22 protein-coding genes and 3 riboswitches are annotated in these 21,283 nt (G+C 64.4%); of the genes, 5 read left to right on the top strand and 17 right to left on the bottom strand.

Features of this window, described 5'->3' with window-relative positions; all coding sequences use genetic code 11:
• The 12 genes from CH289_RS13315 to CH289_RS13265 form a co-directional block, all read right to left on the bottom strand.
• Entirely contained in the window at positions 1-1,617 is a 1,617-nt protein-coding gene (locus CH289_RS13315; RefSeq protein WP_094728034.1) for an ABC transporter substrate-binding protein, read from the bottom strand.
• Positions 1,618-1,715: 98 nt separating this feature from the next.
• Entirely contained in the window at positions 1,716-1,811 is a 96-nt protein-coding gene (locus CH289_RS29020; protein ID WP_329955143.1) for a putative leader peptide, read from the bottom strand.
• Between the two features lie 4 nt (positions 1,812-1,815).
• Positions 1,816-1,918, bottom strand: a riboswitch (SAM riboswitch).
• 65 nt (positions 1,919-1,983) lie between these two features.
• Positions 1,984-3,084, bottom strand: coding sequence for an LLM class flavin-dependent oxidoreductase (locus tag CH289_RS13310; RefSeq protein ID WP_218828460.1), 1,101 nt, complete (start codon positions 3,082-3,084; stop codon positions 1,984-1,986).
• Between the two features lie 44 nt (positions 3,085-3,128).
• Entirely contained in the window at positions 3,129-4,568 is a 1,440-nt protein-coding gene (locus CH289_RS13305) for an MFS transporter (RefSeq protein ID WP_094728033.1), read from the bottom strand.
• A complete protein-coding gene (locus CH289_RS13300; RefSeq protein ID WP_019663208.1) occupies positions 4,540-5,931 on the bottom strand; it encodes an NtaA/DmoA family FMN-dependent monooxygenase in 1,392 nt (463 codons plus the stop codon). The genes CH289_RS13305 and CH289_RS13300 overlap by 29 nt, the downstream gene beginning before the upstream one ends.
• 1 nt (position 5,932) lies before the next feature.
• Entirely contained in the window at positions 5,933-6,970 is a 1,038-nt protein-coding gene (locus CH289_RS13295) for an LLM class flavin-dependent oxidoreductase (protein WP_019663207.1), read from the bottom strand.
• Positions 6,967-8,037, bottom strand: coding sequence for an LLM class flavin-dependent oxidoreductase (locus CH289_RS13290; protein WP_094728032.1), 1,071 nt, complete (start codon positions 8,035-8,037; stop codon positions 6,967-6,969). The genes CH289_RS13295 and CH289_RS13290 overlap by 4 nt, the downstream gene beginning before the upstream one ends.
• Positions 8,034-8,546: a GNAT family N-acetyltransferase gene (locus CH289_RS13285; RefSeq protein WP_019663205.1), complete on the bottom strand. Its 513-nt coding sequence runs from the start codon at positions 8,544-8,546 to the stop codon at positions 8,034-8,036. The genes CH289_RS13290 and CH289_RS13285 overlap by 4 nt, the downstream gene beginning before the upstream one ends.
• Before the next feature lie 6 nt (positions 8,547-8,552).
• Positions 8,553-8,648, bottom strand: a riboswitch (SAM riboswitch).
• Positions 8,649-8,711: 63 nt separating this feature from the next.
• Positions 8,712-9,788: an FAD-dependent oxidoreductase gene (locus CH289_RS13280; RefSeq protein ID WP_094728031.1), complete on the bottom strand. Its 1,077-nt coding sequence runs from the start codon at positions 9,786-9,788 to the stop codon at positions 8,712-8,714.
• A gap of 7 nt (positions 9,789-9,795) precedes the next feature.
• Positions 9,796-10,770, bottom strand: coding sequence for an ABC transporter substrate-binding protein (locus CH289_RS13275; RefSeq protein WP_094728030.1), 975 nt, complete (start codon positions 10,768-10,770; stop codon positions 9,796-9,798).
• Between the two features lie 32 nt (positions 10,771-10,802).
• Entirely contained in the window at positions 10,803-11,600 is a 798-nt protein-coding gene (locus CH289_RS13270; RefSeq protein ID WP_033190168.1) for an amino acid ABC transporter ATP-binding protein, read from the bottom strand.
• Positions 11,597-12,562 carry an amino acid ABC transporter permease gene (locus tag CH289_RS13265; protein WP_019663201.1) on the bottom strand — a complete coding sequence of 322 codons (966 nt, stop codon included), beginning with the start codon at positions 12,560-12,562 and terminating at the stop codon, positions 11,597-11,599. Before CH289_RS13265 ends, CH289_RS13270 begins: the two co-directional genes overlap by 4 nt.
• A gap of 162 nt (positions 12,563-12,724) precedes the next feature.
• Positions 12,725-12,822, bottom strand: a riboswitch (SAM riboswitch).
• 460 nt (positions 12,823-13,282) lie between these two features.
• On the opposite strand from CH289_RS13265, the gene CH289_RS13260 reads away from it, so the two are divergent.
• Positions 13,283-13,954 (top strand): DUF222 domain-containing protein, encoded by a 672-nt coding sequence (locus CH289_RS13260; RefSeq protein WP_094728029.1) that lies wholly within the window; start codon positions 13,283-13,285, stop codon positions 13,952-13,954.
• Here CH289_RS13260 and CH289_RS13255 read toward each other — a convergent pair.
• On the bottom strand, positions 13,933-15,159 hold the full coding sequence (locus CH289_RS13255; RefSeq protein ID WP_033190166.1) for an amidohydrolase: 1,227 nt from the start codon (positions 15,157-15,159) through the stop codon (positions 13,933-13,935). The two genes, CH289_RS13260 and CH289_RS13255, sit on opposite strands and share 22 nt — an antisense overlap.
• A gap of 295 nt (positions 15,160-15,454) precedes the next feature.
• On the opposite strand from CH289_RS13255, the gene CH289_RS13250 reads away from it, so the two are divergent.
• The 3 genes from CH289_RS13250 to CH289_RS13240 all read left to right on the top strand — a co-directional run bounded on the left by CH289_RS13250 (position 15,455) and on the right by CH289_RS13240 (position 17,691).
• Positions 15,455-15,754 (top strand): WhiB family transcriptional regulator, encoded by a 300-nt coding sequence (locus CH289_RS13250; protein ID WP_026347446.1) that lies wholly within the window; start codon positions 15,455-15,457, stop codon positions 15,752-15,754.
• 87 nt (positions 15,755-15,841) lie between these two features.
• Positions 15,842-16,600 carry an HAD-IIA family hydrolase gene (locus CH289_RS13245; RefSeq protein WP_371828087.1) on the top strand — a complete coding sequence of 253 codons (759 nt, stop codon included), beginning with the start codon at positions 15,842-15,844 and terminating at the stop codon, positions 16,598-16,600.
• A complete protein-coding gene (locus CH289_RS13240; protein WP_020110855.1) occupies positions 16,600-17,691 on the top strand; it encodes an isochorismate synthase in 1,092 nt (363 codons plus the stop codon). Before CH289_RS13245 ends, CH289_RS13240 begins: the two co-directional genes overlap by 1 nt.
• A 2-nt stretch (positions 17,692-17,693) precedes the next feature.
• Here the strand turns inward: CH289_RS13240 and CH289_RS13235 are convergent, their stop codons facing one another.
• The 4 genes from CH289_RS13235 to CH289_RS13220 are packed head-to-tail and all read right to left on the bottom strand — an operon-like array spanning position 17,694 to position 20,778.
• Positions 17,694-18,917 carry an O-succinylhomoserine sulfhydrylase gene (locus CH289_RS13235; RefSeq protein WP_026347444.1) on the bottom strand — a complete coding sequence of 408 codons (1,224 nt, stop codon included), beginning with the start codon at positions 18,915-18,917 and terminating at the stop codon, positions 17,694-17,696.
• Between the two features lie 11 nt (positions 18,918-18,928).
• Positions 18,929-19,342, bottom strand: a complete 414-nt coding sequence (locus CH289_RS13230) for a rhodanese-like domain-containing protein (RefSeq protein WP_019663194.1) — start codon at positions 19,340-19,342, stop codon at positions 18,929-18,931.
• A gap of 12 nt (positions 19,343-19,354) precedes the next feature.
• Positions 19,355-19,882 (bottom strand): Rv0361 family membrane protein, encoded by a 528-nt coding sequence (locus CH289_RS13225; protein WP_019663193.1) that lies wholly within the window; start codon positions 19,880-19,882, stop codon positions 19,355-19,357.
• Positions 19,883-19,911: 29 nt separating this feature from the next.
• Positions 19,912-20,778: a TauD/TfdA dioxygenase family protein gene (locus CH289_RS13220; protein WP_019663192.1), complete on the bottom strand. Its 867-nt coding sequence runs from the start codon at positions 20,776-20,778 to the stop codon at positions 19,912-19,914.
• Between the two features lie 385 nt (positions 20,779-21,163).
• Here CH289_RS13220 and CH289_RS28735 point away from each other — a divergent pair.
• On the top strand, positions 21,164-21,283 hold a 120-nt coding region (locus tag CH289_RS28735; protein WP_256977198.1), incomplete at its 3' end, for an FAD/NAD(P)-binding protein.

Genomic DNA, 21,283 nt, shown 5'->3' with positions numbered 1-21,283 from the left:
TTATTGTCCGCTCAGCCAGGTGTCGAAGAACTGCAGCCGGGCCGACGCCTCGAACTTCAGGTCCTGCACGTTCGGTCCGGCACCGATGGCCTGCGACAGTTCGATCGTCGGAATCCACAGTCCGTTGTCGAGAACCTGCTGCTGCGCGGTAGCGATGATCTCGTTCCTGGCAGCGGTGTCGGTGGTGGCCAACTCCTCGTCGAGCGAGGCGTCGAGGTCGGGAATCGGTCCGCGGGCGTTGAGGTTTCGCCCGTCCACGGCGAAGGACGTACGCAGGATGTCGCCGTCGGCGCGGGTGCTGTTGTAGTACGTCGAGTCGTAGTCCTTCGTCCCCTGACGCGCCGTGGCCTCGGAATTGGAAACGAGCTCGAGCTGCAGATCCACTCCGACGTCGCGCAGCTGCTGCTGCGTCAGTTCGAGGATCGCCTGATTACCGGCGAACACCGCGCTGAACATGACCTTGAACGAGAGCTTCTGGCCGTCCTTCTCGCGGATTCCGTCGGCACCGGGCACCCAGCCTGCTGCGTCGAGAATCGATTTCGCCTTCTCCGGGTCGTACGTGACGTCCGCCAACTCCGTGTAACCGGGGGTCTTGCTGGCCAGCGTGCTCGTCGCGACCTTGAAGTCGGGTCCGAGAATGGTGTCGATCAGTTCCTGACGGTTGATCGCCGGCACCAGCGCCTTACGGACCTCGGGATCCTGCAGCACCCCGCGAGTGACGTTGGGTTGGAAGCCGAACGGTGTGCCTGGGTTGGACGTCGTCAGAATCTGCCCTCCGGTGGCCTCGATCTGCGGCGCGTCCTGAGGAAGCGCGTCGGAGATGGCGTCGAGCTGGTTGGAGGACAAGCTGCCGGTACGCACACCCGACTCGGGTACGACGGTGAACTCGATCGTGTCGAGGTATGCCTCGCCCTCGTGTCCGAACACGTCCGAGCCCCAGTCGTACCCGGTGCGCTTGGCCAACGTGACCGACTTGTCCTGCTGATAATCGGCGTAGGTGAACGGCCCGCTGCCGACGTTGGAGCCGTCGCACCGTTCCTCGGCAGGCTTGGCGACGGTGGACAGCGCCTGAAGGCCCAACTGCGCCGTCGACGTCGCCTGCAGGAACTGTGCGTTCGGGCCGTCGAAGTCGACCTGCGCAGTGAGCGGGTCGACGACGGTGGTGCCCTGGTAACCCGACAGGTAGCTACCACCGAGCGGCGACTTGGCCGTGGTCAGGATGTTCACGATCGAGTCGAAATTGGCCTTCACCGCCTCCGCGTCGACCGGTGTGCCGTCGCTGAAGGTGACACCGTCCTTCAGCTTGAACGTGAACGACGACGCGTCGGGTGCCACCTCCCAGCTCTCCGCGAGCCACGGAGTGATGTCCCCCGTCTCCGGATCCTGATCCGTCAGCGAGTCGACGACTTGCCTGACGACGTAGATGGTCTGGTTGGTCCCGGACTGAGCGGGGTCCGAGCAGGTGGGAGCACCCGACAATCCGTAGCGCAGAGTGCCGCCGGCAGTGGGCTCTCCGGCATCGGCCGAGGTGGTTGCCCCGCCACCTCCGCAGGCTGTGAGCACGACACTCAGGGCAGCGACAGCGCTGACACCTGCAAAAACGGAACGTGAAGACACCGAGATACTCCGGATCTTGATAGGACGCCGTCGACGCGCACGCAGGCGCGCCGAGTCAGGCGGAGAGGGATGGAGAGAACAGCAGACCGAGTGAGAACTCAGCCGCGACAGATCGAACCGGTCAACCGGCACAGATCCACGTGAATACGGCCCCAGGCCGTGACGAAGCCCTCGCTGAGCTGCGTGGTGGTCATCGTTCCTCCATCGGTCCCGGCGGTAGCACCCTCACCCGCGTGTTTCACCCCGCGGGGGGTTGCTGCGACGTCGTAGAGCCAGGTCTCTCGGTCGCTCTGGATGGTGTTTCGCCGACGAGTCTACGACGACGCGGTCGGGCTGCGCCAATTGGGTCGGTTTCCTACCGACAAACTAGGTGAAGTTCTTGCGCAGTACTTCCCCGAAGTGCTCGGCCTCCTCGAGGTGCGGATAGCCGGAGAAGATGAACTCCTCGATCCCGACGTCGACGTACTCGCGGATTCGCTCGGCCACCTCGTCGTGGCTCCCGACGAGGGCCGTGCCCGCTCCGCCGCGAACGAGCCCGAATCCGGCCCACAGATTGGGTCCGACCACAAGCTTCGTTCGATCCCCACCGTGCAGATCCAGCATTCGACGCTGCCCTTCGGACCCGATACTGCGCAACGCTTTCTGGCGCCGCGCAACGAGTTCGTCGTCGACACCCGAGATCAGATTCTCCGCGACCTGCCACGCCTCCTCACTGGTTTCCCTCGTCACCACGTGCAGGCGAATCCCGCCGCGAATGCTCCGCCCCTTCTCCCTCGCGGCGGCCTTGACCGCGGCGAGCTTGTCCGCGACCTGCGCGGGCGGTTCTCCCCAGGTGAGAAACACGTCCGCCTCGGAGGCTGCGACGTCGATCGCCTCCGGCGAGGACCCGCCCAGGTACACCTCGGGCAGCGGAGTAGATGCGTACCCGCCGAATCCACCTGCAGGCCGGTCCACCTCGTAGAACTCACTGTGCACCGAGACTGCCTCGCCGTCGCCCACGGCTCGCGCGATCTGGAGGAACTCCTGCGCTCGACGGTACCGCGACTGCTTGTCCAGCGTGTCGCCGTACGCTCGCTGCTCGGCGTCGTCTCCACCGACGACGACATTCAACAACGCGCGTCCGGCCGACAATCGTTGGAACGTACTCACCATCTGCGCGGACAGAACGGGCGCCACGGCACCGGGACGAAAAGCCACCAGGAACTTCAGATTCTTCGTCGCCGAAATGAGCGCCGACGTCACCAGCCACGCGTCCTCGCAATGCGCACCCGTCGGCGTCAGAACCGCGTGAAAACCCAGCCGATCGACGGTCTGCGCGACCTGCGTGAGGTAGTCGAGCGACGCCTCCCGGTGGCCGGTGTCCGCAACGACGACTCCGGTGGCCCCGATGCCGACTCCGTGCGACGCACCACCCAGACGTTCGTCGTCACCGCCCGTCGGGAGAAACCACGAGAACTTCGGTGTCACCGAGGCCTTCTGGCTCACTTCTGTTCGTGTCGCTTCTGTTCGTGTCACTGCTGTCTCCGATCAGCTCTACGCCGGCTGTCCGCCACTGCACATACGAGAGACCCGATCAGCATCATGCCACTGACCCCGAGTCCGAGGCCTGCCGCACGCCCGAAGTCGGTGTCGTCGGCCGCGAGAACCCCCAGGTAGATGCCCGGCACCGCGGCAAGGGAAATTGTTGCCGAAAGTCGTTGGGACAGTTGCAGAAATCCGGCCGCGACGCCGTTGGCCTGGGGAGGCGAGTACTCGAGCGTCATCGCGCGATTCGGTGCGTCAACGAATCCACTTGCCACGCCGGACAACACCGCGAGCACGACGAACGCCGGTACCGTCGCACCCCGGGGCAGGTATGCGATCACGCCGATGTAGCCGGCCACCACGAACAGTTCGAGCACGATCGCACCGACCACGGCACTGCGGCCGAACTTCGCTACGACCCTCCATCCGAACGCAGACGTCACCGCCATCAGAATCGAACTGCCGACCATGATCAGAGCGGCCTGCAGCGCGGGGTATCCCAGGCCCTCGATGAGGTAGAGACTCAGCACCGCCTGCAGCGCCAGCACGGCGCCGAACCAGAACATCGCAACGGCCGTCCCCAGCGTGTATCCCTTGGCGGCCAGCAGTGCAGGCAGGAGAACGGGTGTGCCGCCCCTCGACGCGAAACGCTTCTCCCAGAACCAGAAGCCCACCAGCAGTCCCACCGATCCGACCACCGACAGGGTCGAGAACACCGCGCCGAGCGAAGACACCATGGGCAGCAACAGCAGCAGCGTCGCGACACCGAGAGCGAGGAGGCCGAGCACGTCGATGCTGGCGCCGGAGCGCCTACTGGAATCCCTGCGTAACCACAGGGAACCCGCGATCAGGGTCGCTACGGCGAACGGGACGTTGAGCAGCAACAGCAGGCGCCAGCCGACGTCTGGATCGGCGACGCCGAGAAGCGTTCCGCCGAGGATCGGACCACAGAGGCCTGCCAGGCCCCCTGCTGTGCTGTAGACACCGAGCGCCTTCGCGCGTTCGCGGCCACTGTACCGATCGGTGATGATGCCCAGAACCTGCGAGCTGACCGTGCCCGCACCTATCCCCTGTCCCAGCCGCGCTGCGACGATCATCCACGCCTCGGCCGCACCTGCCCCGATCAGGCCCATGACGGAGAACACACCGAGTCCTGCGAGAAACAACCGTCGACGCCCGATGACGTCGCCCAGCCTGCCCGCCGGTACCAGCGCGAGACCGAACGTCAGGGAGTAACTCGCCAGAATCCACTGCACGTCGGAAGTGCCCGCATCCAGTGACGACCGGATCGCGGGCACGCCGATACTGAGAACCGCGGAGTCCAGAAGGGTGGTGAACCCCGCTGCCGCGCAGACGTATACGTCCTTCCGCGAGACACCGGTTCCTTGCTGCTCGAGATCAGCCTGCAGCGCTGCTATCGGTCTCACCGGTCTTTCTCCACGTCAACGGTTCGCGAAGACCGAGATGGCCACGCAGCGTGGTCTCCGTGTACTCGGTCCGGTACGCACCGCGCTCCTGCAGTTCCGGAACCAGCCAGTCGACGATCTCGTCCAGGCCACCGGGGACGATGTACGGTGAGATGTTGAATCCGTCCGTCGCTCCTTCGCGGACCCATTTCGTGAGCTCGTCGGCGACCTGCCCCGGCGTACCGGCGAACCCGGAGCGCGCCGTCGTCTCGATGGCGACCTCGCGTAGCGAGAGGTTCTTGGCCTCGGCCAATGCGCGCCACTCCTTGGCGATGGCGTTGGGATCCTTGCCGTCTCGGAACGCACCCCGGGTTCCGGAGATCGGCGCCGATACCGGATCCTCGGAGGGCAACGGCCCGTCCGGGTCGCGATCGGACAGATCCTTGCCCCAGACGAGGCCGACGAGCGACAGCGCGGTCGGACCGGTGAACTGTCCCTCCCGAACCCACCGCTCCTTCTCCTCCACCTCGGACGCGTTCTCCGCCAACACGATCTGAGTACCGGGAAGAATCTTGATGTCGTCCTCCGGACGACCCGCGGCGCGGAGCCGGGCGCGGATGTCGTCGGCGAAGGTCAGTGCCTCGTCGAAATCGGTTCCGTGTCGAGAGAAGATGACGTCGGCGTTCGCAGCAGCGAAATCGCGACCGGTCGACGAGTCACCGGCTTGGAAGATGACGGGATGCCCCTGCGCGCTGCGTGGCAGAGTCGCATCGAGCTCGAGGTCGAACTGGGACGTCGTTCTCGACACCCGTTGGACGGCGTTCTTCTCGGCCCAGTACTGGCTGTCACGCGAGGTCGCGAGTGCGTTGTCCGACCAGGAATCCCAGATGGCACGGGCAGTCCGGATGAACTGTCCGGCTCGCTCGTAACGCAGTTCGTGGTCGAGAAAGCCGCCGCGCCGGAAGTTCTCACCCGTCCACGCATTGTCGGTGGTGACGGCATTCCATCCCGCCCGGCCGTCGGACAGAACATCCAGGCCGGCCAGACGACGCGCGAGATCACCCGGCTCGTTGTACGTCGTGTTCTGAGTCGCGACCAGGCCGATCCGAGACGTGATGCCGGCCAACGCGGACAACTGCGCGATCGCGTCGGGACGGCCCGCGATGTCCAGGTCGAGGATCTTGCCTTCCTGCTCGCGCAGGCGCAGGCCTTCACCGAGGAAGAACGCGTCGAACAATCCCCGTTCCGCGGTCGTGATCATCCGGCGGAACGTCTCGAAGTCGATCTGCGAACCACTGGCCGAATCCGACCAGATGGTGGTGTGATTGACGCCTTGGAAGAAGACACCGAAGTGAACCTGGGCGTCGGGGCGGTACGGGCTCATGTCAGACCCTTTCGTAGCGGTTGGCGGGCCGAGTCAGTCCGAGGTTGGCGCGCAACGTCGATCCGGGTACGGGTCGATGTGCAACACCTGACTTCAACAGCGGCGGTAAGACGTAGCGCGCGAGGGCCGGAAGGTCCTCGTCGACGACGGTCGGAAACAGGCGAACGCCGTCGTATCGCGTTGCGATGTCGGTCAGAAGGTTCACCAATCCGGCCGCGTCACCGACGTATTCGCGCCGTCCGCTCGTCGGCGCACTCCCCTGCGAATTCAACAGCTCCGTACGTTCGGACGCCGTGACGCCGGACGCGTCGAGCGTGACGTCCAGTTCGAGGAACGTGAGCCCGTCGCCGCGGTGTGTGCTCTCGTTCGACTCGAGCACGACGTCGACCTGATCCCGGTCGTCTTCGGTACCGAAGACGACCAACTGCCCCTGCGGCGGCCTCGGCACGATCGCCGGGCCCTTCACCGAGAAGCTCTCGCCCTCGAAGTCCACGTAGTGCAGCTTGTCTCGGTCCAGGAAGCGTCCGGTCGCGACGTCACGCACAACGGCATCGTCCTCCCACGAATCCCACAACTGCCGTACGACGGTGATGGTGTCCGCCTGTTCGCGGTCCAGGTCCACCGCAGATTCGACGAGGGGACGGCCCCACGCCCGCGCCGCAGCAGCGTCGTCGACCCGCACCGGAATCCATCCGCCGCGGCCACGGGACGCGTAGTCCAGCGTGGCGAGCTGCGAGGCGGTGTGGAACGGCTCGGCGTAGGTGGTCCCGACGACGGGAACCAACCCGATCGTCGACGTGGTCGCAGCAACGAACGACGCGCGGTTGACGGCGTCGACCCGGGCGCTCACGTCCCCGGTGGGAGCCACGATGGAGTCGTCGAACGTCGCGAACGTGAATCCTGCGTTCTCCGCGGCAGCGACGCGGCGGCCGAGCACTCGACCGGACAGGGATTCGCTCGGTGCATGCGCCGCCCGACGCCATGCCGCTGGATGCGTTCCCTCCCCGTCCAGCTCGATACCGAGGGCGAAAATGCTCATACCAGAACCTCTTTCGGAGAACTTTCGGAAACCAGCGGCCGGCTGGGAATGCGGTGGCGCAGAACGGGAGCCACGTCGGACTGAAAAAGTTCCAGACTGCGGCGCTGTTGAGATGCGGTCACACCGTCGGCATCGGCGCTGAGGTGGATCACCTCGTGGCCGAACCGTTCGTGGTAGCGGCCGACCTTGTCGATCACCTGCTCAGGGCTGCCGATCAACGCCGAGCTGCGCTCCACCAGGTCCTCCAACGTGTCGAAGACGACGGGCAGACCGGCTTTACGCTGCGCCGCGAGGCGTGCCTCGAAGGTGAAGCGGTACGCAGCGAGAGCTTCCTGCGAGGTCGGCGCCACGTGGAAGCCTGCTGTGCCCGCGCCGACGAGTGCGTCCTGTGGAGCACGCCCGTAGTGCTCCCACCTCTCGCGGTAGTAGCGGATGAGCTCGGCGTACGGCTGAACAGGGTGGCTGACGTTCGCCGAGAACAGCGGATCACCGTAGCGCGCAGCAAGATCCACGGACTCGGTGCTGGTTGCGCTACCGTGCCAGATTCTGATGCGCTCCTGCAGCGGACGCGGGAGCGCCTTGGCGTTGTTCAACGACGGGCGGAACCGACCGGACCACGTCACGGTCTCGCTCTCCCACAGCGTGCGGAACAACTCGTAACCCTCGCGGTTACGGTCCCACTGATCGTCCGGGGTGACATGGAACAGATCTGCCTGCGCGCTACCGTTCCCCTTGCCGATGATCAGTTCGAGCCTGCCACCCGACAGGTTGTCCAGCGTCGAGTAATCCTCGAACGCTCGAACCGGATCCAACAGACTCAGCGTCGTGACGGCGGTGAACAACCCGATCCGCGACGTACGAGCCGCGATGTTGCTGAGCACCACCGGCGGCGACGACGAGATGAACGGGTCCTCGTGACGTTCACCGACCGCGAAACCGTCGAAACCCAGTTCTTCTGCGAGAACTGCAGTCTCGACCACATCCGTGAACCTCTCCGCAGGACTCTTCTTCTCCTGCGAGATCGGATCCGGTCGGTGGGCGATGAGGCTCATCAGCAGAAACTTCATTCTGCGCCCTCACAGCTCAAGGACTTCTCGAACGGGTGAACGCCGACTTCCGCCGAGGGCAGCGACCGATCGTAGAGCGCTGTGTACCCGGTGGACAGGTACAGCGCAACAGCCTCGGGCTGATTCCATCCGGTGGTCAGGTAGACACGGCGGTAACCCCGCTCGGACGCGATACGCTCGAGTTCGGCAACGACGAGCTTTCCGTAACCCCTCTTACGGTGCGATGCCGAAGTCCAGATGCGTTTCAATTCCGCAGTGGTGGCGTCGTACTGACGAAAAGCTCCCCCGGCCACCGGAACACCTTCGGCGATCGCCACCACCAGCGCACCGCCCGGTGGCTCGAACTCGTCGGCCGGATACGACGTCAACTCGCTGTACATCTGCCCCGGCGTGGTGTCGTACCGGCTCGAATACTCGAGTGCCAGCTCCTCGATCAGCGGCGCCGCCAGCGGATCGCTCTGGTGGACGGCAACGAACTGCAGTGCTGTGGTTCCCAGCGAGGTTGTCATGTTTCTCCTCCATCGGTCCTGGCGGGAGCACCCGCACGCACACGGCGTGATGGTTGCTGCGACGTCGTCGAGCCAAGGTCTCTCGGTCGCTCTGGATGGTCTGGATCGTCTGGATGGTGTTTTCAGTTGTACGAACCGGGACCGGTGCTGTTCCATTCCCGATTGCTAGGAAATCTGTCGAGCTCCCAGCCGGAACAAGGGTGTCTCGGACGTCCCACCGTCGACCAGGTCCGCGACGAGCTCGCCGATCGCAGGCGCGAATTTGAAGCCGTGTCCGGAGAATCCACCGGCGACGGTCAGGTTCCCGACACGGTCGACGACGAAATTGGAGTCGGGCGTTGTGGTGTACAGGCAGGTCAGAGGGTCGGCTGATGCGGCGTCGACGCCGGGCAGCCAGGTGCGGGCATACGTCTGCAGTCGGTCGACACCGTCCTCGCGAGCGACGAAATCTCGCGTGTCGGGATCGACGATCGGTCCGGTTCCGTGTTCGCCGATCTTGACGCCCTCTTCGCCCTGCAGACCGTAGATCCCCTCACCGTCGAGTTCGGCGCCGGGGTGGTGGATGAAGCTCGGCCAGTCGGCCGAGGTGGTCGGTAGGAAGTGTGCGGGTTGTTCCTGTGTGGTGACCAGTTCGGGCAGGGTGACGTGCGAGTCGACTACCTTCGACGTCCAGGCACCTGCGGCGACCACGATGTGGTCGGCCACGTAGGTGTGCGCGTCGGTGGACACCTCGCTCGCGGAGATGCTGCGCACCGGACTGCCGTACTCGATTCTCGCCCCGAGGGCGGCAGCCGCAGCGGTGAACGCGGCCACACTACGGTCGGCGTGCAACCGCCCGGCGTCCGGGTGATAAAGCACTGTTGTGTCGAATTTCAGCCCTGCCCAACGCTTCTGTGCCTCACGCGGTTCGAGGACCTCGCTCGCCAGCCCGGCCTTCGCGAGCGCCTCGACGCGCGGAGTCACGATGACGGGTGCACCGTGATCGACGGCGCCCGTGAGCGTCAGTAGCTCTGTAGCGGTCTCGTTTTCGAGCTTTCGCCACAGTGTGTACGCACGCGCGGCGAGGTCGACGTAGTAGTCGTCGGCGTAGGCATGACGGAAGATGCGGGAAGTTCCGTGTGACGCGCCGTTACGATGGCCCGGCGCGAATTGTTCCAGCAGGGTGACGCGGTGGCCACGCCGTGCGAGCACCCAGGCGGACGCCGCACCGATCACTCCGCCACCGACGACTACTACGTTCATGTACCGATTATCCAGCCTTGCGCGGCAGACCCGGCGGGTTGACGACCGATTCGGTGACTGCCTCGTCCTTCAGGCCCCACCGGTCGATGACCTTCTGGTAATCACCGGTCTCGATCGCATGGTCGATCGCCTCCTGCACGGCCTCGATGAGCCCGTTGTCCTTCTTCGTCGTCACGGCGATCTCACCCTGCAAAGCGTCGCCTGCTCCGGAGACCGTGCCGATGATCTTGCTCTCGCCACTGGTGGCAGCGTGATAGACAGCGCTCGGGTTCGGCCCGACGTAGCCGTCGATGCGACCGGAAGACAGTGCGAGGTAATAGTCGGACGTGTTCTGGTAGTAGGCGATCTCGGCCGGAGCCAACCCGTCGGCGATGTTGGCCTCGTTCCACTCCACCAGCAGCTGCTCCTGGTTGGTACCCGATCCGACACCGATCTTCTTGCCCGCGATGTCCTCTCGCTTGTCGACAGTCCAGTCCGTGTCCTTCTGCGTCTCGAACGCGAGGTTGTCCAGACGGTACGTCGCGAAGTCGTACTTGTCCTTGCGCTCCTCGGTGACCGTGACGTTCGAGATGAAGACGTCGTTCTCGCCCGAGTCGATCTTGACGAAGTTCTGCGCCCAGTCGGCGACGGTGATCTCGGGCTTCAATCCCAGGATGTCGGCAATGAGGATGCCGAAGTCGACCTCGGATCCGACGACGGTGGTGTCGTCGGTGGCGTAGAAGCGCAGCGGCGGGGCAGTTCCGGATGTTCCGGCGATGGTCAGCACGCCGCTGTCACGGATCGCCTGCGGAACCTTGGCTGCGATGTCGTCCACCTTGTCGGCGTGGACTCGGCCTTCCTGCTCCGGCGAGAGATCGAAGGTCTGACCTGTCTCGGTCACCACCTCGGATTCCGCCGCCGGCTCGCTGCATGCGGTGAGGGTCACGGCCGCAGCAGAGAGTGCAGACGCGAGGACAAGAAGTCCCCGGTTGAATCTGGGCATGGTTGTTCCTTGTGTTGTGTGGGTGTGGAGGTCTAGAGAACGTGCGCGAGAAAAGCTTTGGTGCGCGGTTCCTGTGGATTGTCGAGCAGTTCGGAAGGAGTGCCTCGTTCGACGACCTGCCCGGCATCCATGAAGACGACGGTGTCGGCGATTTCCTTGGCGAATCCGACCTCGTGGGTCACGATCACCAGGGTCGCGCCTTCACGGGCCAGTCCTCGGATGACTTCGAGTACCTCTCCGACCAGCTCGGGGTCGAGGGCCGACGTCGGTTCGTCGAACAGAATCACTTTGGGACGCAGAGCAAGTGCGCGTGCGATCGCCACACGCTGCTGCTGCCCGCCCGACAGGCGTCGTGGATAGTCGTGTGCCTTGTCCTTCAACCCGACGCGCTCGAGAAGGGCGAGCGCCTCGGGTTCCACGTCGGCACGCTTGCGCTTCTGCGCGGACACCGGAGCTTCGAGCACGTTCTCGAGAACGGTCAGGTGCGGAAACAGATTGAAGTTCTGGAACACGAAACCGATCTGCGAGCGCTGCTTCAGGATGTCCTTGTTGCTGAGCTCGTGCAGTTTGTTGCCCCGACGACGGTATCCGACGAGGTCGCCGTCGACACGGACCGTTCCCTGATCGACCTTCTCGAGGTGGTTGAGGCTGCGTAACAGCGTCGACTTGCCCGACCCGGAGGGACCGATGATCACCGTCACCTCACCGGGCCGGACGACGAGGTCGACACCCTTGAGGACCTCGAGTGGTCCGTAGGACTTGTGCACGCCCCGGACCTCGACGGCGTACTTGCTGTTCTCGGTGGGCGTGGTGGCGTCGAGCGTCGTCATCGCGTTGCTCCTCCGCGCGGCGGTGCGGTGATCTCGGCAACCCGCTTGCGAATCTTCTGGATCGGTGTCAGGGGAATGGTCCGCACCGCGCCTTTGGCGTAGTGCCGTTCGACGTAGAACTGCACGACGGACAGAACCGAGGTCAAGATGATGTACCAGACCGTCGCGACCATGAGCAACGGAACGACGCGGCCGTTACGGCCGTAAATGACCTGCACCTGGTAGAACAGCTCGGCGATCGCCATGACGGACACGATCGAGGTCCCCTTGAAGAGGCTGATCACCTCGTTCGCGGCATTCGGCAGGATGCCCCGCATCGCCTGTGGCAGAACGATCTTGAAGAACTCGCGCCGCTTCGGGATACCCAGCGCGGCAGCGGCTTCGAGTTGGCCCTGGTCCACCGAGATGATGCCGGCACGGACGATCTCGGCCGAGTACGCAGCCTGATGAAGAGCAAGACCGATGATCGCGGCCGTCGATCCACTGATGACGTTGTTGACGTTGAACTCGAAGAACGCAGGACCGAAGGGAATTCCGAGCGTCAATGTCTGATACAGGTACGCGATGTTGAACCAGAACAGAAGCTGCACGATCAGCGGAATGGACCTGAACGCCCAGATGTAGAACCACGAAATGACCTGCAGAACAGGGTTGTTGGACAACCGAGCGACAGCAAGACCGATACCGATCGCGAACCCGATCAGCGTGCCCCAGAACGTCAGCTGAATCGTCAACCACAGCGCGGACATGACCGACGCCGCCGTGAAGTACTGAGCGAACGTCGTCCAATCCCAGCCCGGGTTGGTGGCCAGACCGTGGACGAACTGCGCCACGAGTACGAGAACCACCACGCTGACGATCCAGCGCCACGGGTGCCATTTCTTGGCGACGATCAGATCTTCGTCGTCGACGGTCGGTTCTGCGGCGGCGGGCCGCGCGTCCAATTGAGTCACCGGATCCACCGGGTGTGAGCATGCATGATCGAAACCTTTGCCGAGGTAAGTAGAGCGAGGGGTGGTGCGATGCGGGTAGCGCGCTAGCTACAGCAGTACGTCGCGATACGGCACAGGTCGACGTGCAGACGACGCCACTCGGTCCGGTACAGCGGTGCGCTGTTCATGTGTCCTCCATCGGTCCTGGCGGTAGCACCCACACCTACCGTGAGGCAGGGGGTTGCTGCGACGTCGTAGAGCCAAGGTCTCTCGGTCGCTCTGGATGGTGACAGGAATGTATTCGCTCGATAGTGCAACCGTCAAGTCAGCGCAACCGATTTGTGCAGCGGCGCTTGACGTTAGGGTTCGAATCACCCTGATTTCAAACCTTGCATCCAGGAAGACGGATTATTCGGAGTGCGTTGCAATCGAACACTTGTTCGAGTACCTTCGAAGCCATGGGGAAGCCGGGGGGCATCGAAGAGCGGGTACGGAGCGAGGCCGACGCGGCTGCGCATATCCTCGACGGCCTTGCAGAGTCACGCAGGGCCGAAAACCGAGCTTCGGCCGAACTGATCCGCGGCCTGTACGCACTCGGAGAGTTCAGGCTGGCCACCGAGGCGGATATCCACAGCCAGGGCGGCGAAGCGGACGTGACACTCGCGCAGCGAGCCGTCGAATGCGAGGCCTCGGTGACTCTTGCTCTGTCGCGCACAGCGACTCGCGAGAGACTGATCGTGGGCAGGGAATTTGGAGGAGCGACTCCCGGCCATCCTCGACGCATTCAGAGCGGGCGACCTCGACTATCAACGGGTTCGCACCATCGCGCTCGTGCTGTCGAAAGCGAGCGACAACACCGTCCGCGGGATCGAAGCAGATGTTCTGGCCTCTGCACGTCGGTGCAGTATCCGTCGATTGCGCGAGCGCATCTGGGCGCACTGGTTCGACTACAACGAGGCCGAAGCACTGGCGGCACGCAAGGCAACAGAATCGGAAGAACCATGCGCATCGATCAAGCACGGCGCCGACGGAATGGCCACTCTGTTCGCAAAGATGACCGCTCTCGAAGGCGTGGAATGCAATTCGGTTCTCGACGAGATCGCAGGCACGGTGATGGTCCCGGGCAACGGTGTACCCGCGCGCAAGAACAAACGCACACGCACGCCCCGACCGACCGCCCCCACCGGCGATCCACCCGACGAGCTGTATGCACCCACGTGGTGGGAAACGTACATCGGTGAGTACAGCGAATACGGCGACGTGGCCGACACCGATCGGGCTGCCTACGTGCCGTCGCTCGGTGACATCGCGCGACTGACAGACCCCACGGCACGTGCCGACGCGATTTTCCTCCGAGAACGATTCCTCGAACATCGCGCAGTCGTGACCGCGCGTGAACGCTACCGGCCGCCGCCGTTCTGACGAACAGGCGGCACGACCGAATTCAACGCTGCGAGCGCAACCGAGGTGAACGCTCGCACCCCGACGTCGATGGCGACGTCGGGGTCGGGCGCGTACCAGGGGCTGTGACCGTTCGGCACCGGAACCCTGCTCGCCACTTCTTCCGCCAGACCGGTGCCGAAGTACCAATAGACAGACGGGACACCGAAACTGGTGCCGTATTCGCCGAAGTCCTCCGAACCGGTGACCGGGTCGACCACGGTGAAGCCGTGCTCGCCGAACTCGGTTTCGAGCGCCGATCGAACGGTCTCGAATGCGGCGACGTCGTTGACGTTCAGCGGGAAGTGCACCGTGTGCTCGAATTCGGGTTCTGCCTGGAGGCCGCTGGCCTGGGCTTCGGCAACGACGATTCGACGCACGGATCGCTCGATCAGAGACCGCACCTCCTCGGTGAACGACCGAGCGTTGACGGTGAACGTCAATTCGTCGGGAAGGATGTTGCTGACGGTGCCCGCATGAATCGTGCCCACCGATACCACCGCAGTCTCGTTCGGCGGAACCTCCCTGGACACGATGGTCTGCAAACGCAGGATCATCGACGCCGCCAGCACGACGAGATCGACGGTCTTGTGCGGACCGGCCGCATGCCCACCGTCGCCGCGCAGAGTTATCTGCCAGGTATCGGCAGCGGCTTGCAACACCGCGGGCCGTGACCCGACGGTGCCCGGAGCAAGTGCGCCGCTGGCATGCTGCCCGAGCACGATGTGCGGGGTCGGATGATCGTCGAAGATTCCCGACGCCAACTGCGCGCGTGCCCCCGATCCGACCTCCTCCGCAGGCTGGAAGATCGCGACGACGGTGCCCGACCACCGGTCCCGTACCGCCAGGAGCCTGTCGATCGTGCCGATCAGCGACGTGATGTGAACATCGTGGCCACAGGCATGCATCGCACCGGTAGTGCTCGCGTACGGAACGCCCGTCTGCTCCGCGATGGGCAGCGCATCTATGTCCGCGCGAAGGCCGACCACCGGCCCCGGCCCGTTCTCCAGCGTCGCGACGAGACCGGTCACGGTGTCCGACGTGGACACGTGAAGTCCGCGGCCGCGTAACTCGTCGGCGATCACGGCCGTAGTCCGTCTCTCCTGGAACGCCACCTCCGGCCAACGGTGGAAATCCTCGTACAGTTCGCGCAGTCGAGATGGCCGCACCGCCGCCAACGTCGTCATCCAGATCTCCCGTCGAGTGAAGACACTTCGGTCAGGAGGTTAGTTCCCGTACCTTCACATCTCCCTGAATTCGACGACAAGAGAAGTGCACAAGTGCATCGAAGGCCCACGAAGACAATGCTTTTCGCGCACTCGGTAAACTCAGAATCAGGCTGATTCTATTGCCGGTCTCGGTAGAGGCGCTGTCACCACTGAACACCGTTGCCCTACGCGGTCACCAGATGTTCACTCCATCATTAGACGCTCGATGATTCGAAACCTTCTCCGTGGTCTGCAGGAACGCCATCATCGGTTCATGGCCCCAACGACAACAGCATGGCAGTGGCAGTTGGACGCGGTTTGCCGTGGGCACGGCACCACCGAAGACTCCGCAGGCCCCGATCCGATCTCCGATGTGTTCTTCTCCCCGTCGGGCGAAGGCAGGACCGCACGGCGCCAGCGCGAGAACAGGGCGAAGGTGTTGTGCGAACAATGCCCGGTCATCGTTCAGTGCCGTCAGTTCGCCCTCGCGACCAACGAGCCGTTCGGAGTGTGGGGTGGAATGACCGCCCGCGAACGGGCCCTGCGGCGCACGGCACTGAAGAAAGCCGGCTAGATCGCACTTCCCGCGAGTGGAAAACGTCGCGAGTGGAAGACTGTAGGGGTGAGCGACAAGGACGAGCCCCAGCGTTGGACCTACCTGATGGACATGGACGGTGTGCTCGTCCACGAGGATCACCTCATACCCGGCGCCGACGCGTTCGTCGCGGAGCTGCAGGCGAACGAGATTCCGTTCATCGTGCTCACCAACAACTCGATCCGCACACCCCGCGACCTGCGCGCGAGGCTCGAACGCACCGGCCTGAACATCCCCGAGAAGTCCATCTGGACGTCGGCACTGGCGACGGCCAACTTCCTGGGGAACCAACGTCCCCGCGGCAGCGCGTACGTCGTCGGCGAATCAGGTCTGACGACGGCGCTGCACGACATCGGATACGTGCTCACCGACTCCAACCCGGACTACGTCGTGCTCGGTGAGACCCGCACCTACTCGTTCGAGGCCATCACCACCGCCATTCGCCTCGTCGAGAAGGGCGCTCGGTTCATCGCCACCAATCCCGACGCCACCGGGCCGTCGCGAGAAGGCTCCCTGCCCGCGACGGGGTCCGTCGCAGCCCTCATCACCAAGGCAACCGGCAAAGAGCCATACTACGTTGGGAAGCCGAACGCGCTGATGATGCGCTCGGCGCTGCGCGCCATCGGCGGTCACTCCGAAAGCACGCTGATGATCGGTGACCGCATGGACACCGACGTTCTCTCCGGACTCGAAGCAGGCCTGCAGACCATCCTGGTACTCACCGGAATCTCCACGAAGACGTCCGTCGAGAACTACCCGTTCCGCCCGACGAAGGTGATCAACTCGGTCGCCGATCTCGTCGGCCGGACCCAGTCGCCGTTCTGATGGCGCCCTCGCCCACCGGTACACCGACCTTCGTTCTGTCACGCAGCACCTACAACGTCGAAGCAGACGGAGTGGAGAACGCGTACGCGTCGACGGACGACGCCGTCGCAGCCGTCCGCAGTGGAACGCCCGTCGTCGGTGCCCTGCCGTTCGACGACGCCGACCCGGTGGCCCTGACACACCCGACATCACTGCGTCGAACCGACGGTCCCTGGCGAGCGTTCACGACTGCGCTGCCCCGGGTCCGCGTCGGAGAACAGATCCCTTCTGCGGAGGAACACGTCGCGCGCGTGCACGCACTGGTGAACAGCATGCGCGACGGGTCGGTGCAGAAAGTGGTGCTGGCGCGATCGCTCCGATTGTTTGCCGACTCCCCGATCGACCCCATGGCCCTGCTCGGCACCCTCGTCGAGAAGGACGTCCTGGGAAACGGCTATGCCGTCGACCTCTCCGCAGCGGGGGCAGAGCATGCGGGCTCGTACCTCGTCGGGTCGAGCCCGGAGCTGTTGATTCGGCGCCACGGCCGCGCCGTGACATGCCATCCATTCGCCGGAACCGCGGCGCGCAGCGACATCCCCGACGAGGACGCCGCCATCGCCGCTCGCCTCGCAGCCAGCGCCAAGGACCAAGCCGAACACCGATTCGTCGTCGACGAGATCAGGTCCGCACTGGAACCGCTGTGCAGCGACCTCGACATCCCGCCGGAACCGCAGCTCAGCAGCACCCCGCAACTGTGGCACCTCAGCACACCCATCACCGGGACTCTGCGCGACGCGGCGACGACCTCGCTCGATCTGGCGATCGCCCTGCATCCCACACCTGCCGTCGCGGGCGTACCGCGCCGGGCGGCGATGGACGCGATCAAGCGGATCGAAGGACCACGGGGCTTCTACGCAGGCGCAGTCGGATGGGCCGACGCCGTGGGTGACGGTGAATGGATGGTGGCCATCCGAGGCCTCGAACTCGCCGCCGACGGCCGCTCGGCCCTCGCCACCGCCGGCGGCGGGATCGTCGCCCAATCCGACCCCGACGCCGAACTCGCCGAAACGACAGCCAAGTTCCGAACGGTACTGGCCGCCTTCGGCGTCTGAGCTCAGCCGAGCGCCTGCTTCAGGTCCGCGATGAGATCCTCGGTGTCCTCCAGGCCGATCGAGATACGAACGACCCCGTCGGAAAGACCCACTGCAGCACGGCCTTCCGGCCCCATGGCGCGATGCGTCGTGGTCGCAGGGTGCGTGATGAGAGTCTTCGAGTCGCCGAGGTTGTTGGAGATGTCGACGACACGCAGAGCGTCGAGCAACTCGAACGCACGCTTCTTGCCTTCACCCTCGGGAGCAGCGAGCTCGAAAGTGACGACGGTTCCGCCGCCCGTCATCTGACTCTTCGCCAGCTCGTGCTGCGGATGTGACTCCAGGAACGGGTATTTCACCCACGACACCGCAGGATGGGATTCGAGGAACGTCGCGATCTCGAGCGCCGACTGCGTCGAATGACGCACCCGAACCGGCATGGTCTCGAGACCCTTGAGCAGCGTCCACGCGTTGAACGGGCTCAGCGCAGGGCCGGTATGACGCATCAACGTCTGCACCGGGCCCTCGATGTACTCCTTGCTACCGAGAATCGCACCACCGAGGACACGTCCCTGGCCGTCGATGTGCTTGGTGCCGGAATACACCACCACATCCGCACCCAGTTCCAAGCTCTTCTGCAGCAACGGCGTCGCGAACACGTTGTCCAACACCACCGTTGCGCCCGCCGCGTGAGCAAGCTCGGACACACGCCTGACGTCCACCAGCGACTGCATCGGGTTCGACGGCGTCTCGAAGAACACCGCAGTCGTCGGTACCGACAGCGCCTCTTCCCACTGCGCGTTGTCTTCACCGTCGACGAACACGGTCTCGACGCCCCACCGCGGGAGGATCTCGTTGCACACCACGAAGCACGAACCGAACAAGCTGCGCGCAGCCACCAGACGGTCACCCGCCTTCAACAGCGCACCGAGGGCCGTGAACACCGCCGACATACCGCTGGAGGTACCGAAGCACGCCTCGGCGCCCTCGATCAACCGCAGTCGCTCCTCGAACATCTTGACCGTCGGATTGCCGTACCGCGAGTAGACGAAATGATCGATCTCCCCGGTGAACGCCTGCTCGGCCGCACCTGCGCTCTCGTAGACGAAGCCCGACGACAGATACAACGCTTCCGCATTCTCGTCGAACCCGGACCTCATCAACCCGCCGCGAACACCCAGCGTTCCCTGCCCCACACCGTCAGGCAGCTTCTTGTCGAAGCCTCCGCCCTTGGGCAGGCCCGGAATCCTCTGCTCGCTCACTGCTGCCTCCACGGAAGTCCTACTGCACGCCACCCGACGACGCCGCGGTGACCGTCGGCGTCGGTTGCACCCTCGAAACCGTCGAGCACGTTGTAGGACGGGCCGATACCCGCGGCCGTCGCGGCCTCCGCCGCACCGATGGAACGCTGACCGGAGCGGCACAGGAACACCACCGGGCGCTCGCCGTCGACACCGGCTTCCTTCAGCTGATCGACGAAGTTCTCGTTCCGCGCGCCGTTCGGGTAGCTCACCCACTCGATCAGGTGAGTGGGCCGCTCGATCGACGACGTGTCCGGGACGCCGACGTACTGCCACTCGGCGTGCGTGCGGACGTCGACCAGAACTGCCTCGGGATTGTCACGAAGCAGCTCCCAGGCCGCCTCCGGGGTTATGTCACCTGCGTAAGTCACGGATCAAGCCTTTCATACGTTGCACACCAGCCATTTGTCGTCGACGCGGACGAACTTCCACACCTCGCTCGACGTAGCCCCGGTCTTCTCGAACTTCGTCGGCACCGTGACGACCCCGCGGTCACCGTTGATCTCGTACTCACTGGGAGCCCCGTCGACCACAAGTTTGCCGTTCTCCTCCACATCGGCAACCCGAGCGTCGGTGTAGTCCTGATCGGACCCGGTGACGAGGCTGCTCACCTGCTCGTCACAGGTGACGGCGCGCAGAGCGTCGGCGTCGCCCTCGTTCTGGGCGTCGACGAACTCGGTGATGCTGTCGGTGAGCAACTGAGCCTGAGTGACGTTGTCCTCGGCGGGAGCGAACCGAGCCGCGAGAAAGATTCCGGCGAGCAGCACGACGACGATGCCGACGGCGATCAGAAACGGCCACGCGTTCGGCGGGCGGCGTTCACCCGACGCGGCAGCTGCTGCAGACGCGTTGTTCTGCGCTTCCTCACGACTGTCGACCCACTGTTGCCTACGTTCACGCCACGACGCCATGGCGACAATCTTCCCCGCCCGGCAAACCTCTAGTGCTGCTGGGGTCCGACTGGAATGTCGCCGCGCAGGGTGATGCGGTGCATCTTGCGGTGCTCGGTGCCGTAATCACGGTTGGCGTAGTGCGAGGTGCTCCGGTTGTCCCACAGCACCAGGTCACCGAGACGCCAGCGGTGACGCACCACGTGCTCCGGCTTGGTCAGATGCGCGTACAGGAAGTCGAGGATGCCCCGACTCTCCGCCTCGGAGACACCGACGATGTGCGACGTGAAACCAGGGTTGACGAAAATGCCCTTGCGACCGGTCTCCGGGTGCACCCGAACAACCGGATGCTCGACGGGTACCAGCGCAGTCACCTCTTTGCCGTCCCAGACGTTGCCCTTGCCTCCTCGCTTCTGCGCGAGGTAGTAGCCGAACTCGCGGTTACCGTCGTGCACCGCGGTCAGCTGGTCGATCATCTGCCGCACCGGCGCAGCCAACGACTCGTAGGCGAGCTGACTGTCCGCCCAGTTGGTGTCACCCCCGTGCGGAGGGAGGACGACGGGCCGCAGAATCGACCCCATCGGCGGACGCTCCATGAACGTCACGTCCGTGTGCCAGATGTCCGCGAACCCGTTGTCCTGACTGTCGAGGGCATAGACCTCGGCAGCGACATGACCACTGTCGTGCACCGGATGCCCCGCCGTCAGCTCGCCGAGCCGTCGACCGAAATCGATCTGCCCCGCATCGTCGAGGGACTGCCCGCGCAGTACCAGAACCTTGTGCTCGACCAGTGCGTCGCGCACCGCTCGAATGTGCGCATCGGACGCCGACGCCACATCGAGCCCGATCACCTCGGCACCGAAACTCGGGCCGAACTTGTCGAGCGTGAGTGAAACCGTGGTTTCCACAGTGGTCATGTCTGTCCTCGATTCATGATGGCCGCGGACGTTTCGACGGCGAGCCGCATGGCCCGTCCGCGCCGAGACCGTGGTCGGTGCAGCCGTACTGGATGTGTGGCGAAAGAAGCGAAGGGCGCTCAGAGGGCCCGGTGCGCGGGAGAGGTCACCGACAACACATGGTGGTGCAGGTACGACAAAGGTCCAGGGCGATTCGCCGGACCAGGAATGTCGTCTGCATGATGAAATTCCTACCTGAAACCGGGAAATAGCTCAAGTCCGGATGCCTTGGAGTGTGCCCGGAGTGCGACGTAGCCTTGAGTGACGACCACCAGCCCAGATCAGGTAACACTTAATTTATGCTGGGGTGTCCGTACATGCCCTCGACGAAGGTAGTTCGCTGCACATGACCGATCAGACTCGTCCACTCCGCGTCGCCATCGTCGGCGCCGGACCCGCAGGCATCTACGCCGCCGACGCACTCATGAAGTCCGACACAGATGTCAGTATCGACTTATTGGCGCGA

It is taken from the genome of Rhodococcus sp. RS1C4, assembly GCF_002258225.1.
GTDB lineage: Bacteria > Actinomycetota > Actinomycetes > Mycobacteriales > Mycobacteriaceae > Rhodococcoides > Rhodococcoides fascians_E.
The sequence above is the reverse complement of the archived record's forward strand: the minus strand, read 5'-3'. Positions and strand labels throughout refer to the sequence as shown.

What these genes read in the sequence shown, in the direction of transcription:
- CH289_RS13290 (WP_094728032.1), bottom strand. Translation starts at nt 8,037, where the DNA reads ATGAAGTTTCTGCTGATGAGCCTCATCGCCCACCGACCGGATCCGATC.
- CH289_RS13275 (WP_094728030.1), bottom strand. Translation starts at nt 10,770, where the DNA reads ATGCCCAGATTCAACCGGGGACTTCTTGTCCTCGCGTCTGCACTCTCT.
- CH289_RS13295 (WP_019663207.1), bottom strand. Translation starts at nt 6,970, where the DNA reads ATGAGCATTTTCGCCCTCGGTATCGAGCTGGACGGGGAGGGAACGCAT.
- CH289_RS13300 (WP_019663208.1), bottom strand. Translation starts at nt 5,931, where the DNA reads ATGAGCCCGTACCGCCCCGACGCCCAGGTTCACTTCGGTGTCTTCTTC.
- CH289_RS29020 (WP_329955143.1), bottom strand. Translation starts at nt 1,811, where the DNA reads ATGACCACCACGCAGCTCAGCGAGGGCTTCGTCACGGCCTGGGGCCGT.
- CH289_RS13220 (WP_019663192.1), bottom strand. Translation starts at nt 20,778, where the DNA reads ATGACCACTGTGGAAACCACGGTTTCACTCACGCTCGACAAGTTCGGC.
- CH289_RS13280 (WP_094728031.1), bottom strand. Translation starts at nt 9,788, where the DNA reads ATGAACGTAGTAGTCGTCGGTGGCGGAGTGATCGGTGCGGCGTCCGCC.
- CH289_RS13240 (WP_020110855.1), top strand. Translation starts at nt 16,600, where the DNA reads ATGGCGCCCTCGCCCACCGGTACACCGACCTTCGTTCTGTCACGCAGC.
- CH289_RS13225 (WP_019663193.1), bottom strand. Translation starts at nt 19,882, where the DNA reads ATGGCGTCGTGGCGTGAACGTAGGCAACAGTGGGTCGACAGTCGTGAG.
- CH289_RS13255 (WP_033190166.1), bottom strand. Translation starts at nt 15,159, where the DNA reads ATGACGACGTTGGCGGCGGTGCGGCCATCTCGACTGCGCGAACTGTAC.
- CH289_RS13270 (WP_033190168.1), bottom strand. Translation starts at nt 11,600, where the DNA reads ATGACGACGCTCGACGCCACCACGCCCACCGAGAACAGCAAGTACGCC.
- CH289_RS13250 (WP_026347446.1), top strand. Translation starts at nt 15,455, where the DNA reads ATGGCCCCAACGACAACAGCATGGCAGTGGCAGTTGGACGCGGTTTGC.
- CH289_RS13245 (WP_371828087.1), top strand. Translation starts at nt 15,842, where the DNA reads ATGGACATGGACGGTGTGCTCGTCCACGAGGATCACCTCATACCCGGC.
- CH289_RS13285 (WP_019663205.1), bottom strand. Translation starts at nt 8,546, where the DNA reads ATGACAACCTCGCTGGGAACCACAGCACTGCAGTTCGTTGCCGTCCAC.